A 16,524-nucleotide genomic window follows, 5' to 3' on the forward strand; every position below is an offset into this window, starting at 1 on the left:
GTTATTTATGACGATACGTTTTTTAGGATACTAATTGCTAATGGCGGAATCGTCATTTCTATATGCTGATTTTGGCTATGCCAAGGTGTATTAATTGTTGTTATCTTCCTGTTATTCAACTGTCCAGAACCTCCAAAATCACTTAGGTCACTAGAAAATACCTCTTGATAGCGCCCTTCATTAGGAACACCAATTTTATAATCATGATAGACAACCGGTGTGAAGTTACAAATAATTACTAGTGGCTCAGCGCCCTCCTTATCATTACGAATAAAAGAAATCACACTTTGTTCATAATTATTTGCATCAATCCATGTAAAGCCTTCCTGCTTATGATCTAATTCCCATAATGCAGGATATTGTTTATATAGATGATGTAGCTTTTTCATGTAATTACTTATCTGGTGATGGGAATCAAAATTCAACAGATTCCAATCCAGTTGATCCATGTCTTTCCATTCGTCAAATTGACCGAATTCTGACCCCATAAATAATAGTTTTTTTCCAGGATGGGTAAACATATAGCCTAAAAACAGTCTGAGATTAGCAAATTTCTGCCAATAGTCACCTGGCATTTTATTTAGCAAAGATTTCTTTCCATGAACAAGCTCATCATGTGAAATAGGTAACACAAAATTTTCGGAAAAAGCATACATCATGGAAAATGTAATCAGGTGGTGATGGTACTGTCGATAGATTGGATCCATCTCCATATATCTTAAAATGTCGTTCATCCATCCCATGTTCCACTTGTAATTAAATCCTAATCCACCAACATAAGTAGGATAGCTTACGAGCGGCCAAGTGGTAGATTCTTCAGCCATCATTAACACATCTGGCACTTCTTCAAAGATTGCTTCATTCATTTTCTTTAAAAAACCAATCGCTTCAAGATTTTCTCGTCCACCATATATATTTGGCTCCCATTGTCCACTTTCTTTGTCATAATCCAAGTACAGCATGCTCGCTACTGCATCGACACGTAATCCATCCAAATGGAACTCTTTTAACCAGTAAATCGCATTAGAAATTAAAAAACTTTGCACCTCTGGACAACCAAGATCAAAGCTTAATGTTCCCCATGAATAATTCTCCGCTTTTCTTTGGTCTTTATATTCATATAAAGCTTCTCCATCAAATTGTCGTAATCCATGATCATCCTTACAAAAGTGGCCGGGCACCCAATCTAATATCACACCGAGACCATGTTGATGACAGCAATCAACAAAATAACGAAAATCTTCTGGCGTGCCGTACCGAGAAGTTACTGCATAATATCCTGTTAATTGATAGCCCCAAGAACGATCATATGGATGCTCGTTGATTGGCATTAATTCAATATGGGTGTACCCTAGATCTTTTACATAAGGAATAACTTTCTCCGCATACTCTCTATATGTAAAATATTTCTCCCGTTCAATATATTCCCAAGAACCTAAATGCATTTCATAAATAGATAATGGTGATTCATACACATTCGTTTCTTTTCTTTGCTTCATCCAAGTATCATCTTTCCAGTTATACTCCTCGATTGGATGCACAACAGAAGCTGTATTAGGACGTAATTCACTAGAAAAGGCATATGGGTCTGCTTTCAATTGCAACCTACCTTGACTAGTAATTATCTCGTATTTATATATTATTCCTTTCTCAAGCTTCGGGATAAAAAGATACCAAAGGCCATGATCATTTATTCTTTTCATTTTATGATTTTGACTATCCCATTGATTAAAATCTCCGACGATGTTGACTTGAGCTGCATGTGGTGCCCACACGATAAAACGAATGCCATTTTCTCCATCTCGGCTATCTTCGTGCGCACCTAATAGGCGATAGCTATATTTGAAATCACCTCGATGAAAAAGCTCGATTTCCTGTTCCATTGCTAGATCAACTACCACTTACTCACCCCTTCTTTTTTTATTACAAATCATTATATGTGTGGGATAATAAAACATGCGTATTTTCTATAAATAGAACATGATTTACGTCTAACCGATTCGCTTTTTGTTATTCTTTATGTTTAAACGCAACCTAGGATTGAGCGTTTCTTCTTTTTTCGAATCCACCTTCAGACTAGAAGAACAATTTGGACATTTAATTGCTTGTGAAGGAATTGGCATCCGACAATATGGGCAATCCTTTTTTGTCATTGCATCAATAGGATGCTGATCTGGCTTTTTCCAACGATTCATTTGTCTAATTACTAAAAATATAATAAATACGACGATTACAAACCGAATGAACGTTGTAATAAACAGACCATAATTAATGGTAGCTGCACCTGCCTGCTCCGCTTCTTGCAGTGATTGATAACTTCCGCCGCCTAATGTGATAAACATATTAGAAAAATTCATTTTAGCTAAAAAAACACCAACAGGCGGTAATAGGACATCTGAAACAAGCGAATCAACAACATTACTAAAAGCTGCACCTAAAACGAGACCAATCCCTACCTCCGCAGCACTACTCTTCAAAATAAACAAACGAAATTCCTTAAACAAACCGATCGAAACCAACCCCTTTGTAAGCTCCCTTACCTATAACTATGCCTGCAATGTACATGCTATGAACACAAAATGGGACATTGGGGTCTGACCCCAATGTCCCATTTCCTCATTCTTCTGTACCATAAATCGCTACATTTTGTCTTTCTAAAATAAATCGGTTTGCTTGCCATCCTAACGTATTCATGACATAGCCTAGTCCATCTGCATTGTATCTGCCAGCTATTTTTTGATAGCATAATAGCTCATAGACGCCATCATAATCAAAATCCACAGCATACATACCGCTTAGTGGGTTAACAAAACCGGTGATTGGTTCCTTGAGCTTCCCTGCTTCATCATATATTTCATTTAGATAGCTTTGATCCCTTGTTGAAATATCAATAATATATCGCAATCCATTTTCTTCACTTAGAACAGAAACTTTATATTGATCCTGATAGGTTACTTCATATTGATACTGCTGGTTATATAACGCGGAATCAAATAACAACCGTGGTGAGTATGAAGCAAATGAGTAAATGTAATGATTATATACCCCACCACTGCCTCCTGTAGCAACACTAATAAAAATATCGTCCACTTGATCTCCAGTAAAATCTCCTAAAAACAAGGTAGGTTCATATCCACTATCTTCAGGTAAAACAACACTACAAACAGCGCCAGTCCGACCATCTTGAACAAATAAAGTAATTCGATGTAAATATGGACTATTATCTGTTTTTATTGCCGTCAAATAAACATAATCTAATACACCATCACCCGTTACATCTCCAACAGCATAAGTAACTAGACTAGGTACCTGGTTCATACTTGATTGATACATATAGCCCCTCTTTTCCTGTTCGACATACATGCTTCTGTATATCTTATGGGCTTTCGTACCGATATGTGTCAAACACCAGTGAACTACTCCTCGTCAGTTATCGAACCATCTTTTGTAGTGAACGCTTCAGGTATCATCGTAAATCCTTCAATTACTGTATCCTCTTCAATTTCAATTAATAAACTACGCTTACCAAAAAAGTCTACCTGTCTAACATATTTTAAATCTTGCGGACTAATTGCTATATTTGCTACCTTTGTTTTTATTTTTATCGATTTTGATTGGTATTTTGGTAAAATACTACTTGCCTTTAGCTCGTATGATTTATCATCTATTACGTTGTGAAACGCTGCTTCTACCTTCTCTGTATTGACATCCTCGATCCCACTCATCTTTAATACTTGCTCTACATCCTTGTAATCAAGTTTAGGTTCTTCATCTTCTTCATTCTCTTCAATCGTACGATTAATTTCCTCATACACGTTAGAAAGTGTGGTCGTATTAATTTTATTATCTGTTACATGCTTTACAATTTCTTCAAAAACAGCTTTGTCTTCTTCTGCAGTCATAAACTCATCTGCGTTTAACACATCTTCAACGAAATGCATGTCTAGTTCGTTCGATTTTCCAGTTGAATAAAGGACATGATTCACATCAGCCGTGTAATTAGTAAAGCACGGGAACAAAAATCCTTTCAATGGCGCATTCAGATTAATAACTGGATCAACTACAATATTATATTTAAATTCTTTTTCAACGTAATCAAACAACAATTCCTTTCTTGGATCTTGTGTTTTATTCACACTAGATAAAATGAACGGGTGAGAATAAACAGGATCGAAATCACTGTCCTCATTTTCATCATTTTTACGTTTGCTAGATTTCAAATATTCCCCACGAATAAATGTAATGACGATATCCATATCATACGTTTTGTCCTTGAGCATCTTTTCAACAAGTGCTAGCATTTGTTCCTTCCAATCTTCCGCACGTTCACTAAGCAATGCCTTATGTAAAATGAGTTGACTACTATTTTCAGCCTTCGAATCAAAGCGTAATTCAAAAAGCTTCTCATCTAATTGCCCGGTTAATACTTTCTTAAAGTTCGTCATAAACAGCTCTTGTTGTTCTCTTTCCAGCATTTCGAAAGGTTGACTTTGATGATGATAAATTTCATCTGATTCCTTCATGATATACACATTATAAATATCCGAAATCTTTAATGCATCGTTATCTACTTTAAATTGTCTGCGAAAAGCAGCAAGATCTTTTTTGTTCATTTATAACACAGCTCCTAAACGATTTAAATAGTATAAAATAATACGAACAATTCATTTTAACATATCTAGCAGGTATATTTTTTAGAGAAGTAGAATAGTATTTAAACTCTCTTCTTTTATAAAACATTATAAATAGTAAAAAGCCCTTGATCTGTATCAAGGGCTTCTGTATTAATTATTTTGCAACTTGATTAGTTGCTAATTTTTCTGCTACTGCTTTTACTTGCTCAATGCCTTTTGTAATAATCGCTTCCGCTTTATCCGGCATTGCATTGTGGCCTTCGATAATCACTTCATCGATGATTTCCATACCAAAAACGCCACCTAAGATATTGCGCATATAATTTACAGCCATATCTAAGCGATCTGTCTCTGGAGTATTGTACATTCCTCCACGCGCGTTTAGAAGAATTGCTTTTTTATCAGTCAATAATGGATGTAAAGTCCCTGATTGATCAAATTTAAATGCGAATCCTGCTTCATAAATATAATCCATAAATGTTTGCATTTTTGCAGGAATAGTATGATTCCATAATGGAAAAGCAAACACAATTAAGTCTGCTGCAATAACCGCATCTTTGGCCTTTTGCTTCGCTGCTAATATACGTTGTTGCACTTCTGTTAATTCTTGACCGTTTTGCAAATTACCAAATGCATCAAATAAATCTTGACCAAAATAAGGCATGTCCTCTGCAAAAACATCAAATGTTTTCACATTTAGATCTGCTGTAGACTCCATAAATGCCTCATACATCTTGCTTGATATTGCTTCTGAAGCAGGTCGGTTATTTGCTTTTACTACTAATATGTTCATCTTTTTCTCGTCCCCCATTTTACACTTTTTCTACTATATAAGTTAGTAAGTATTTTTACACACATGCCCTATTATGTAGAAAGTGAAAGGGTTAAGCAAGTATTTTGTCCTATCCTTTTATTTACTGTTTTGTGCTAATTATTTATGCCTTCTTGAAGTTGGATTACTTCTGCAGCAAGTGCATCAATTCGATCCATGAGTGATGCGTCAATAATTTCATTTACGTCATTAAATGAATCACTATGTGCAAATATTGATATCGTTGGGACTAAACCTTTTAAATAAGAAAGCACAGGTTTCAAATGATATTCAGATACAAGAAAATGCTTATCAACTGATCCTGTTGTAACAATTCCGGTTACCTTTTGTTTTAAAGCATTGACTGGTAAATGATCAAGTAAATTTTTCAAAGCACCTGTAATAGATGCTTGATAAATCGGTGTACCAAAAATAACAATATCTGCTTCGATTATTTTATTAACCACTTGAAAGGTATCATCATTATATAAAGCCAATGGCTCTCCTCTAGCAAATTCTACATCAACATCGCGTAAGTCAATTAATTCTGTTACTGCATTAGGATCTATTTGTTTCATTGCTTCTAATACATGATGAACCATTACATTGGTTTTCCATCCAGCTAATGCTCCTGAAATTCCTACTATTTTCATATATATTACACCTACTTTATATAAAAAATTATTTAATCTGAGATAGAAATGAAACGTTCTGCATCTTTCTTGTCTTGTTCCATTTGTTTAATTAATGCATCTAAATCTGAGAAATCCTGTTCTTCTCGCATAAAATGTAGAAATGAAACAGAAACCGTGCGATCATAAAGATCCCCAGCGTAGTTCAAAATGTGCGCTTCAATTAAGTATCCTTGTCCATTAACTGTCGGACGATAGCCTGCACTAATTAATACGTTGTAATAGTCTGTAATGACATGATCCTTATGTATCCCAACCGTTCCAAAATAGACTCCTGGCTTTGGCATCACATATTGCTCGACCCCTGCCAAATTAAGTGTTGGAAAACCTAATTGTCTTCCTAATTTTTCACCATGAACTACTTTACCGACAACCGTGTATGGATGATTCAACAATCCTTGTACTTGTTCTACACGACCATTCGTTATTAAATCATATATCATCTCATCTGTGACTGTCTGTTCATTAATTTTCACTCCAGAAACTATCTTTACTTGTGTAGTCATTTGTTTGAACTTCTGAAGTAAATCATTTGAAATAGTACCATTATCAATTAATTCTTGATCAATTACGATGTGACTAATCGTTAACTCAGCTAGTACATCCGCAATAGTATTCTCCATTGTTTTTCCTTCTTCAGGAAATAATTGCCCGTAAGTGTTTACATCATATTGCTTCAATAATTGATGCATTGTTTTCTCTGGTGTTACTAGCTGTGCTGTTAGAAAAAGACTTAAATCTATAACAACTAATTTTTCTTGTGTACCTTTGATTAATTGATTCGCTGTTTCCAATACGTGCTGTTTTCCTTTATGAAAAATATAGAAACAACCAATAACTAATGTATGTGATGATGGTTCTGTCTGAGATTTTTTTGTGATTTCGATAAACTCCATAGTAACCCTCTTTACCGTATAAATTAATATGATTTGCTTCCTATCTTACTATATGCTAAATAAAAAACAAATTAAAAGGCTGTTTGTGACCTTGATAATTACAAAAAAAAGTAAGAAGAGATAGGACTTAACATAAATAGAAGGATAGCAAATGGCACCGTTTATCCAATCGGGCTTTGCTATCCTTCTCTTCATTTAAACATTTACTGTTCTAAACTAGCAACTAGCTTTTCAGCAGTACTTTTACTTGATTGTGGATTTTGACCGGTTACTAAATTACCATCACGGATGGAATGGTCTGCCCATTTTTCACCTTGTACAAAATCTGCACCTTTTTCACGTAATGCTGTTTCTAGCATGAATGGCATGTATGCATCTAGTTGCATTTCTTTTTCTTCAGTATCTGTAAATGCAGATATTTTCTTACCTTTTACGATCGGTGTACCATCTTTATAAGTGGCATTTACTAATCCTGCTGGTCCGTGGCATACAGACCCAATTACTTTATCTGCTTCAGCGAATTGTTGCAGCACATAAAGAAGTGTTTCATTGTTTGGAAAATCAAACATTGTCCCATGCCCACCTGGTAGAAAGATAGCATCAAATCCAGAAGCATCTTCCTTTGACAGCTTTTCTGTATCTTTAAGTAATGCTTCCGCTTCTTTCCATTCAGGGTTATCTTGGACGCTGTTCGGATCCAGTGCTACTTCTCCACCTGAAATGCTCGTCACTTTCACTTCATAACCTTGTTCTTTAAATACCAAATATGGAACGGCAAATTCCTCTAACCAAAGACCCGTTTTCATATTTTCAGTAATTGTTGTATGGTTTGTCACTACCATCAATATTTTCTTAGACATGTTCATTCCTCCTTAAGATATTTGGAAATGTACATGTTCTATTCTAGTAGTTTCTTTTTAATTTTTAAAATGATCTGTTTGTTATGTGTATTTAAGTTAATAAAGGGATTTGGCTTCATATTTCAACTAATCTCTCAAAAGCATTACAAAATACTAACACCCTAGCATTTTACAATAGTCTTCCCTGCTCAATTCAAACTCTCCACCCTCAAGGTAACCCCCATTAGGTGTCCCATCATCATTTAGAATCTCTCCAATGTACTCGATCTCTGTTTCTTCCACAATCCAATAGCCATCTTTCCAAAAACCCTTTGAACTACTATCCCCTCCAGATTCTTTACTAGACTTCTTATTACCATTGCTAGGGTTTTGACTACTGCTGCTATTCTTATTATCACCAGTGTTATTGCTCTTACTAGAGTTGTTACTACTTTGTTGTGACTGCTTTTGTGCTTGTGCCTCTGCCTCCGCTTTAAGTCTAGCTTCAGCCTCTTTCCTTTCCACTTCCTTTAAAACTATAGCTAAATCCTTATTGAATTGCTTTACGACTTCTTTATTTTTAATTTTATCTACTTCTGTCTTTACAAGCTCATAACCTTTACGATCTGCCTTCTCAACAACCTTTTCGTCCTCAATTAAGTCATAAACCTTACCTTCAGCATTTTTAATTTGATCTAATTGACCCTTGGCTTTTACCACCGCGTCTGTAACCGCTTTGTAAAAATTATCATCATTCTTCTTCTTAAGTGCTAATTTCTCTACATTGGACAAATCGGAATCCGTAAGATTTTTAATGATAGCAACCTCTTTGTATCCTTCATTTGAAAGAACTCGGTCTGTATACAGAGCATTTATAGCTGTTTGTAACTCTAATTTATTACCTAGCTCATTTAGTTGTTCTTCAATAGCCTTCTTATCCGCCTTGATAGCTTCAATTTCATTCTTTATTGCATCCTTCTTTACCTGATAATCAGCATAAGAATCTTTTATTGAATGTATAGAATTTCTTATCTCTTCTATATTGTTCGTTGTTGCGTCATCTGTTAAATAGCCACCTTCTGTTTGATATGACGCTAAGGTTAACGAAATCGTATCTAATGTGTTTTGTTCTTCTTCTATTTTTAATTTTGCCTCTTTCAAATTGTTAGATTGTACTACTCCATAAGCTGTACCTCCTAACACTACAATACCTATAAAAATTAAAATTATAATAACCGTTTTCTTTTTTACTCGTCTCATTTTTCTCCTCCAAGTCCTGGGTATATAGTATACTTCTTGTCATTTTTTAGTCTATTTATATAACTAAAATACCATATTTACCATTTAAATTATATATTTTTGTAAATATTATCAATTTAATTTCAAAAACATTTTATAATTAAAGTTTTCCATTATGCTGTATCTATTGTCTTAGATGTGTATTTATACACATTACACACGAAAAAAGACGCCCATATCAATTAGGACGCCTTTCTCTCATTATTTTTGGATAGCTAGTTGTTCCGTTCTTATTTCTTTTGCCGCTTGAACCATTATTCTAAGCGCCTGGATTGTCTCTTCTTCCTTACGAGTTTTCAATCCGCAGTCAGGATTAACCCAGAACTGCTTTGGTGAAATCGTACGTAATGCACGGTTAATATTCTCCTTCAATTCTTCAATTGACGGTACACGTGGACTATGAATATCATAAACACCCAAACCAATATCTTTTGCATACGTGTTATCCTCGAAGGTAGAGACAAGCTCACCATGACTCCTAGATGTTTCAATAGAAATAACATCCGCATCTAAAGCATCAATGCAATCGAAGACATCCTCGAAACTAGAATAGCACATATGTGTATGAATTTGTGTATCAGCTTCAACCGTTGCAGTAGCTAAACGGAAAGCATATGCTGATTCATTTAAATAGCTATCCCATTTTGCAGAATTTAGAGGTAAACCTTCACGTAATGCTGGTTCATCAACTTGAATAATTTTAATTTGATTTGCTTCTAATGCTTCTATTTCTTTTTGTAATGCCAGTGCAATTTGTTTCATTATTTCATATCGTGGCGTTGTATCATGAACAAATGACCAATTTAGAATCGTCACTGGACCAGTTAACATGCCTTTCACCGGTCGATCGGTTAATGATTGGGCATACACACTTTCCTTCACTGTAATTGGTTTATCCCATGACACATCTCCGAAAATGAGTGGTGGTTTAACACATCTTGATCCGTATGACTGAACCCAACCATATTCCGTTACGGTAAATCCATTAAATTTTTCCCCAAAATATTCCACCATATCATTACGCTCAAATTCCCCGTGTACAAGCACATCAAGATCTAATTCCTCTTGCAATGCAATCCAACGTTTAATGTTATTTTTCACAAATGCTTCATACGCTTGATCTGTTATGTCACCCTTACGCCACTTTGTGCGTGTAGCTCTTACATCAGGTGTTTGAGGCAGGCTTCCGATCGTTGTAGTTGGCAACAACGGCAAGGCTAGATGTTCACGCTGTTGTTTAATTCGTGTTGAAAAATCTGGACTTCGCTCCGCATCTGCTTCCGTTAAACGATCGACATTGCTTCTAACTGCATCGTTCGATCGATAAGTAGCTTGTAATTTGTCTAATGCCGAGTTAACCTCATTTATTTCTTCCTGAATTGCTGCACGTCCCTCTCTCAACCCTTTCGTTAAAATCACAACTTCTTGTAGCTTCTCATCTGCAAAGGACAACCCACCTAAAATAATCGGATCTAATTTTTGTTCTAATGTTTTTGTCACAGGTACATGCAATAAAGAAGAGGACGGCTGAATAATTAATTGATTATCACTTACAAAATAGTTAATCGACTCTAGAATAGTAAACTTCTCTTCTAGATTAGCACGCCACACGTTACGCCCATCAATTACCCCTGCGACAAGTGTTTTATCTTTCGGAAAACCGTATGTTTTTAACAGCTCCAATGAATCACCATGAACGAAATCTAACCCAATAGCTTTTACTGGAAGCTTACTAATTCTTTCAAAGTGAAACACTTTTTCAAAGTAAGTCTGAAAAATAACATTCAATCCTGGCACTTCTTCTGCAAAAGTTTGATACACTTTTTCAGTTACTTCTAATACATCTCCCCCTACTTTAGTTGCGAAAATTGGCTCATCTATTTGAATCCATGTTGCACCAGCATCCGCTAGCTCCTGTAAAATTTGTACGTATAAAGGTAAGAATGCATCAACTAACTCATTAAACTGGCTGTCATCAAAACCCTTCGATAATTTCAAATAAGTGATTGGACCTAAAATAACTGGCTTTCCATCAATATCTAGCTTTTCTTTCGCTTCTTTATAGTATTTAAGTGCTCGATTTTCTACAAGTGAAGGCTTCACATCATTTAATTCAGGTACGATATAATGATAGTTTGTATTAAACCACTTTGTCATTTCTGATGCGATGACTTGATCCACACCACGTGCGATTGCAAAGTATGTATCAATATCTACCTTACCTCCATTGTAGTTATATCGCTTCGGTACAACCCCAAATCCAACTGAAGTATCTAATACATGATCATACAGGGAAAAATCGCCAACAGGAATTAAATCAATCCCTTGATTTTTCTGTTTCTGTAAATTGGATAGACGTATATCCTCCGTTGTTTGAATCAATTCTTCTTCTGTTATTTTTCCATTCCAGTATGCTTCAAGTGCTTTCTTCCATTCTCTCTTCTCTCCAATTCTTGGGTAGCCTAAGTTTGAACTTTTAATGTTTGTCATCGCAATTCTCCTCCAATATATTTGTTATGTTGTCACTTCTTCTGCTTTGATTGTTATGCCTGTTTTTTCATGAATATATTTTACAAGCTCCACACATATGTCATATCTCATGAATGGAGTAATTAAATAAATTCCGTTAAAATGCTCCAATGCCACATCAATTAATTCTTTTGATATTGCAATACTCTCGATGGTTGATTCCACTCGATTTGAACCAGTTGCCTTCATTCGTTCTCGCACTTCATCAGTTAATCTAATTCCTGGTACTTCATTATGGAGAAACTCCGCATTTTTAGCTGATGTTAATGGCATCACTCCTATAAAAATAGGAACATCTATATGAGCGGTTGCTTGTTTTAATTCAACAATTGCTTCTGGACTATAAATGGGTTGTGTTAAGATATAGTCCGCTCCGCTTTGTACTTTCCTTTCTAGTCGCTTTACAGCCTTCTCTATGTTCTTTACATTTGGATTAAAAGCAGCAGCTACTTGAAAAGCAGTTTTCTCTCTTAATGTATTACCTGAAAAAGAAATACCGTTATTACTCTTCTTAATTAATTCAATTAGTTTAAATGAATTGACATCAAACACAGAAGTCGCACCAGGAAAGTCACCAATCTTTGTTGGGTCTCCAGTTATCGCTAATATTTCTGTCAAGCCAAGTGTATGCAGACCCATCAAATGAGACTGTAGACCAATTAAATTTCGATCGCGACACGTTAAATGAACGAGTGGTTTTATATCATGCTTTTGTAAGATGGTTGCCACCGCCATATTACTAATTCGAGGGCTTGCTAGTGAGTTATCTGCAAGTGTGATCGCGTCTGCTCCTGCTTTCTTCAATGCCTTTGCCCCTTGAATATATTCAGAAAGGTCTAAATGCCTGGGTGTATCTAATTCAACAATAATTGTTTTTTGACTTTTAGCTTTATCGGCTAATGTTTGTTCTTCTTTTTTTCGTTGTGAAAGAATGTTTATCTTCTCTGGTACAACAGCTTTGTTTGTAAGCGGCTTGAGTCCTTTCCTTCCCCTAGCAAGCGCGCTAATGTGTTCTGGTGTCGTCCCACAGCATCCACCGATAAGACGAGCACCTTGATTTCTTAGATCGACTGCACACGTTTCAAAATAGGATGGTTCATTTTTATAATAGAGAACCCCATCTCGATAGGATGGTAAACTAGCATTCGGATAAGCGGCTAACACAGCATGATCTAATAATGGTACAGATTCTAATGATCGAATCATCTGTGATGGTCCAAATCGACAGTTAACACCAACGACATCAGCACCAAGCTCCTCTAACTCTTTTAAAGCTCTTGAGAGTGGCATACCATTTTCCAATACTCCCGTTTCATGCATGGAAACATTCGTGATAATCGGTAAATCTGTCTCTTCACGCGCAATATTCAACACCGTAACTAATTCATCAAAATTGTAGTACGTTTCTAAAAGTAGCCCATCTACGCCTTCTAAAAGCAGACAATATAGTTGTTCTCTGAAACTACGCCTAATCTCTTCCTCAGATTCTACTATTGTTTTGGTGCCGTGAATTCCACCTATACTTCCCAATATATATGCACGCCCATTACTTGCTTTCTTAGCAATTCGAACTGCTTTTTGATTGATTTTTTTTACCTGTTCTTCTAAACCGTATCGTGCTAATTTAATATAATTCGCACCATATGTGTTTGTTTGAATCACATCTGCTCCCGCATGGATATAAGCTTCATGGATCTGCTGAATTTGAGCAGGATGCGTAAGGTTTAGCTCCTCAAAGCTTGGATCCACACCATGGGAATATAAAATTGTCCCCATCGCTCCATCAGCAATCAAAATCCTTTCTTTTAAAGCTGTTAATAAATCCAAACTCACTTCACCTCCACTATCGTGTATGCTTCACATGATTGTTCTAACTAATAGATTCATATCTTTATGATCTATCTAAAAAAAGACACCTTACACCCTATCAATCTTATGATTGGATAGAATGGAAGATGCCTTTAGTTGTCTAATCGGCAAATCATTTATTTTGTCTGTAGTTTCCGCTCTCTTTTGGACACATGTTCCGTTTGTTTTGGGAACCGCCTTTTCTCCGTTGAATCAATTTGCGTAATACTTCCATCATGGACAGTAAGAACAATGGACCCAAAATCAATCTTTTGCAACGTTTGAGTTAAATAGTCTAGCTTCTCTTGATCAAGCTTACTCATTTCTCATCTCCCCTTTTTAAAATTTTAAGTACAAGTTTTACATGTTTATTAACTTGCAAAGCTTATGCCTCGAGGGATAAATGTGATCAAAAGATGCAACATAAAAAGTCCTCTTCCTATAAAATATAAGAAGAGGACGGATGTATGCATCTATATCTCTTCTTATCTATCAGGCATAAAGCTTGCTGGAATTGGCACAGTACTAAAAAAGTCTGCTGCCGAGGCTTCGTTGGGCCAGTCCCTCCACCTCTCTGGATAAGAAAATTCAGTTTTACTTAAATTGTAAACATTACTTTACACTTTAATTTATGGATTGTCAACTAGAAAACGTAATTATTTTTTAAAAAAATTAAATTATTCTGTTAAATTATTAATTTATTGTATATTTAAATTATTTCTTGCTTAATGATCTTTTCTTGACTATTAGAAAATCTTCTCGCATAGAAGGTTAATCCCAAATCATTGGTCGTTCAATATCCATTGTTCTCATATAATTTAACAATTGGCCCGTATGAACTGATTCATGATAAGCAATACGCAATAACATGCTTCCTAAATTTTTTTTATAGCCCCCAGCTTCCAATAAATCTATTTCTATATTGTCTAAATCCTCCGTTGAAATTGTTTTAATATATGCTAAGAATTCATTACGATACGATTGAGCGAATTCAAGTTCATCATCTACTGATATGAATTCTTTATTCTCAAAAGGATTAAACAAATCAACTAGAGCATGACCACCTTTACCGAGTAGCACTTGATGAAAGAGAAACTCAGCTTGTAATAAATGTCTAATTATTTCAGCACAAGTAAGAGCATTTTCATCAGGTTTCCAATTTAACATTTCTTCAGGTATCGATTTCCATATTCTTATACTTCTACTTCTAATTTCCTCAAACTGCAAGATGAATATATCGTTAGCATGCATTAACATCTCCTCCTAATTTTTTATCATACTCTGCCTAATTCAACTTAATTTTTGATTTCGTTTTCAGTATAGCATGATAATACATAGAGAAATATCTACTTAACATAATAAAATAAGTTTAATAAAAGACTTAGATAATAGTCTTTTAAAAACAAATCAACTAAGTCGAAAACATCTAAAATCACTTATTAACATCATTGAACTTTTTTTCGTGATGGAAGACTAAAAATATATTAACTTTATTACAAATTTCGCTAACTTACTCCTTTCTATTTTGTTCATTTGAATAAACATGAGATTTATCCGGTATAAATGATGTCTGGTTTAAATAAAACTGTTATTGGGAATAACATAACATCTTAATAAAGGTAGGCGGTAACATTGAGTGAAGCAATAATGTATGATTTTATCGGCATAGGAATTGGACCATTTAATCTAAGCTTAGCGGCTTTAACTGAGGATATGAGTGATTTGAACGGAATTTTTTTTGATCAATCGGAAACATTTCAGTGGCATCCAGGTTTATTAATTGAAGGGACAGATTTACAGGTTCCATTTATTGCAGACCTTGTCTCTTTCGCTGATCCAACCAATCGGTTCAGTTACTTGAACTATTTACATATAAATAAACGATTAAATCATTTTTATTTTTTAAATAAAATGTCAGTTCCCAGAAAAGAATATAATGATTATCTACAATGGGTAGCAAGCCAAATTACACAGCTTCATTTTGGCAAAGAAGTCATTGATGTTATTGATGAGAACAATCACTATAAAGTAATTGTTCGTGATATCTCAACACAAATTGATGAAGAATATTTGGCCAAGCATATTGTCATGGCTACTGGAGGAACACCACTTATCCTTGATAATATGGCAAATTATCCACAAGAGGATATTTTACATGCTAGTAACTATTTATATAAAAAAGAGAAAATAATCGATGCAGATCATATTACCATTGTTGGTTCTGGTCAAAGTGCAGCTGAGATTTTTCATGATTTACTAGATGAACGAAAAAATAAGGAGTTTCACCTTTCGTGGATCACACGTTCAGAAGGAATCTTTCAGCTTGAATCTGCAAAATTAGGACAAGAATTTTTTTCGCTAGATTACGTAGATTACTTTCATCATTTGCCAATAGAGAAGAGAAAAGATGCCTTAAACACACTTGGTCCGTTACGAAATGGTGTTGACTATGATACGTTAATTGGCATATATAAGCTATTATATCATTACTCTATTGGAGGTGAAGATCCACAGATTTTCATTCAACCTTTAACAGAAGTGAAAAGTTTAGAAGAAACAACAGACGGTTATTTTTTAGAGTGCCATCAATGGCAAGCTGAAAAAAGTTTTCAACTTAAAACAGAAAAAGTAATTTTTGCTACTGGATACAAGCCAAATATACCAGATTGGTTTGAGAAACGATTTCACGGTAAGATTGAATGGGAAGATAAGCATCTATTTAAAGTTTCAAGGAATTATGCCCTTTCATTCAAAGACCAGCGTAAGCACCGTTTTTACGTTGCTACTAATTTGGAACACTCTCATGGAACAGCCGCTACGAATTTAGGACTAGCAGTGCAACGAAATATGGAAATAATTAATGATTTGACAAATGAACAACGATTTGACCTATCAGGCTCATTTATCTTTCAGAACTTCATTCCGTCTAACTAAAAAGTTATCTCATCTAACCAATTTCGGTAAGATGAGATAACT

Annotated in this window: 14 protein-coding genes and 1 riboswitch; of the genes, 1 reads left to right on the forward strand and 13 read right to left on the reverse strand. The window is 35.0% G+C overall.

Translation table 11 applies throughout. The annotated features are described in order from the left end of the window. Positions 1 to 5: 5 nt before the first annotated feature. The 13 genes from glgB to HP569_RS09485 all read right to left on the reverse strand — a co-directional run bounded on the left by glgB (position 6) and on the right by HP569_RS09485 (position 14,799). Positions 6 to 1,901: a 1,4-alpha-glucan branching protein GlgB gene (glgB, locus tag HP569_RS09425; protein ID WP_343051115.1), complete on the reverse strand. Its 1,896-nt coding sequence runs from the start codon at positions 1,899 to 1,901 to the stop codon at positions 6 to 8. A 90-nt stretch (positions 1,902 to 1,991) separates the two neighbouring features. Beyond that, positions 1,992 to 2,504 carry a large conductance mechanosensitive channel protein MscL gene (mscL, locus tag HP569_RS09430; RefSeq protein WP_246367065.1) on the reverse strand — a complete coding sequence of 171 codons (513 nt, stop codon included), beginning with the start codon at positions 2,502 to 2,504 and terminating at the stop codon, positions 1,992 to 1,994. 112 nt (positions 2,505 to 2,616) lie between these two features. Further along, a complete protein-coding gene (locus HP569_RS09435) occupies positions 2,617 to 3,333 on the reverse strand; it encodes a VCBS repeat-containing protein (RefSeq protein ID WP_182200923.1) in 717 nt (238 codons plus the stop codon). A gap of 83 nt (positions 3,334 to 3,416) precedes the next feature. After that, positions 3,417 to 4,613, reverse strand: a complete 1,197-nt coding sequence (locus HP569_RS09440) for a DUF4317 domain-containing protein (RefSeq protein ID WP_182200924.1) — start codon at positions 4,611 to 4,613, stop codon at positions 3,417 to 3,419. Between the two features lie 175 nt (positions 4,614 to 4,788). Then, a complete protein-coding gene (locus HP569_RS09445; RefSeq protein WP_182200925.1) occupies positions 4,789 to 5,427 on the reverse strand; it encodes an FMN-dependent NADH-azoreductase in 639 nt (212 codons plus the stop codon). A gap of 134 nt (positions 5,428 to 5,561) precedes the next feature. Then, positions 5,562 to 6,098, reverse strand: coding sequence for an NADPH-dependent FMN reductase (locus tag HP569_RS09450; RefSeq protein WP_182200926.1), 537 nt, complete (start codon positions 6,096 to 6,098; stop codon positions 5,562 to 5,564). A gap of 32 nt (positions 6,099 to 6,130) precedes the next feature. Continuing rightward, entirely contained in the window at positions 6,131 to 7,033 is a 903-nt protein-coding gene (locus HP569_RS09455) for a riboflavin kinase (RefSeq protein ID WP_182200927.1), read from the reverse strand. 203 nt (positions 7,034 to 7,236) lie between these two features. Further along, complete coding sequence (locus HP569_RS09460) at positions 7,237 to 7,893, reverse strand: type 1 glutamine amidotransferase domain-containing protein (protein WP_182200928.1); 657 nt, start codon at positions 7,891 to 7,893, stop codon at positions 7,237 to 7,239. A 153-nt stretch (positions 7,894 to 8,046) separates the two neighbouring features. Further along, positions 8,047 to 9,132 carry a hypothetical protein gene (locus tag HP569_RS09465; RefSeq protein WP_182200929.1) on the reverse strand — a complete coding sequence of 362 codons (1,086 nt, stop codon included), beginning with the start codon at positions 9,130 to 9,132 and terminating at the stop codon, positions 8,047 to 8,049. A 240-nt stretch (positions 9,133 to 9,372) separates the two neighbouring features. Next, positions 9,373 to 11,661: a 5-methyltetrahydropteroyltriglutamate--homocysteine S-methyltransferase gene (metE, locus tag HP569_RS09470; RefSeq protein ID WP_182200930.1), complete on the reverse strand. Its 2,289-nt coding sequence runs from the start codon at positions 11,659 to 11,661 to the stop codon at positions 9,373 to 9,375. 24 nt (positions 11,662 to 11,685) lie between these two features. Beyond that, complete coding sequence (locus HP569_RS09475; RefSeq protein WP_182200931.1) at positions 11,686 to 13,527, reverse strand: bifunctional homocysteine S-methyltransferase/methylenetetrahydrofolate reductase; 1,842 nt, start codon at positions 13,525 to 13,527, stop codon at positions 11,686 to 11,688. A 158-nt stretch (positions 13,528 to 13,685) separates the two neighbouring features. Beyond that, entirely contained in the window at positions 13,686 to 13,871 is a 186-nt protein-coding gene (locus HP569_RS09480; RefSeq protein WP_182200932.1) for a YezD family protein, read from the reverse strand. A 159-nt stretch (positions 13,872 to 14,030) separates the two neighbouring features. Continuing rightward, a riboswitch (SAM riboswitch) is annotated at positions 14,031 to 14,133 on the reverse strand. Between the two features lie 186 nt (positions 14,134 to 14,319). Continuing rightward, positions 14,320 to 14,799, reverse strand: coding sequence for a DinB family protein (locus tag HP569_RS09485; protein ID WP_182200933.1), 480 nt, complete (start codon positions 14,797 to 14,799; stop codon positions 14,320 to 14,322). Between the two features lie 381 nt (positions 14,800 to 15,180). Here HP569_RS09485 and HP569_RS09490 point away from each other — a divergent pair, with 381 nt between their 5' ends. Then, positions 15,181 to 16,482, forward strand: coding sequence for a lysine N(6)-hydroxylase/L-ornithine N(5)-oxygenase family protein (locus HP569_RS09490; protein ID WP_246367068.1), 1,302 nt, complete (start codon positions 15,181 to 15,183; stop codon positions 16,480 to 16,482). The last annotated feature ends 42 nt before the right edge of the window (positions 16,483 to 16,524 follow it).

It is taken from the genome of Paraliobacillus salinarum (assembly GCF_014083865.1).
GTDB classification, from domain to species: domain Bacteria; phylum Bacillota; class Bacilli; order Bacillales; family Amphibacillaceae; genus Paraliobacillus; species Paraliobacillus salinarum.

Excerpts from the sequence above, each read along its gene's own strand:
- HP569_RS09435 (WP_182200923.1), bottom strand. The coding sequence starts at position 3,333 with ATGTATCAATCAAGTATGAACCAGGTACCTAGTCTAGTTACTTATGCT.
- HP569_RS09460 (WP_182200928.1), bottom strand. The coding sequence starts at position 7,893 with ATGTCTAAGAAAATATTGATGGTAGTGACAAACCATACAACAATTACT.
- HP569_RS09445 (WP_182200925.1), bottom strand. The coding sequence starts at position 5,427 with ATGAACATATTAGTAGTAAAAGCAAATAACCGACCTGCTTCAGAAGCA.
- HP569_RS09450 (WP_182200926.1), bottom strand. The coding sequence starts at position 6,098 with ATGAAAATAGTAGGAATTTCAGGAGCATTAGCTGGATGGAAAACCAAT.
- metE (WP_182200930.1), bottom strand. The coding sequence starts at position 11,661 with ATGACAAACATTAAAAGTTCAAACTTAGGCTACCCAAGAATTGGAGAG.
- HP569_RS09480 (WP_182200932.1), bottom strand. The coding sequence starts at position 13,871 with ATGAGTAAGCTTGATCAAGAGAAGCTAGACTATTTAACTCAAACGTTG.
- HP569_RS09440 (WP_182200924.1), bottom strand. The coding sequence starts at position 4,613 with ATGAACAAAAAAGATCTTGCTGCTTTTCGCAGACAATTTAAAGTAGAT.
- HP569_RS09485 (WP_182200933.1), bottom strand. The coding sequence starts at position 14,799 with ATGCATGCTAACGATATATTCATCTTGCAGTTTGAGGAAATTAGAAGT.
- HP569_RS09455 (WP_182200927.1), bottom strand. The coding sequence starts at position 7,033 with ATGGAGTTTATCGAAATCACAAAAAAATCTCAGACAGAACCATCATCA.
- HP569_RS09465 (WP_182200929.1), bottom strand. The coding sequence starts at position 9,132 with ATGAGACGAGTAAAAAAGAAAACGGTTATTATAATTTTAATTTTTATA.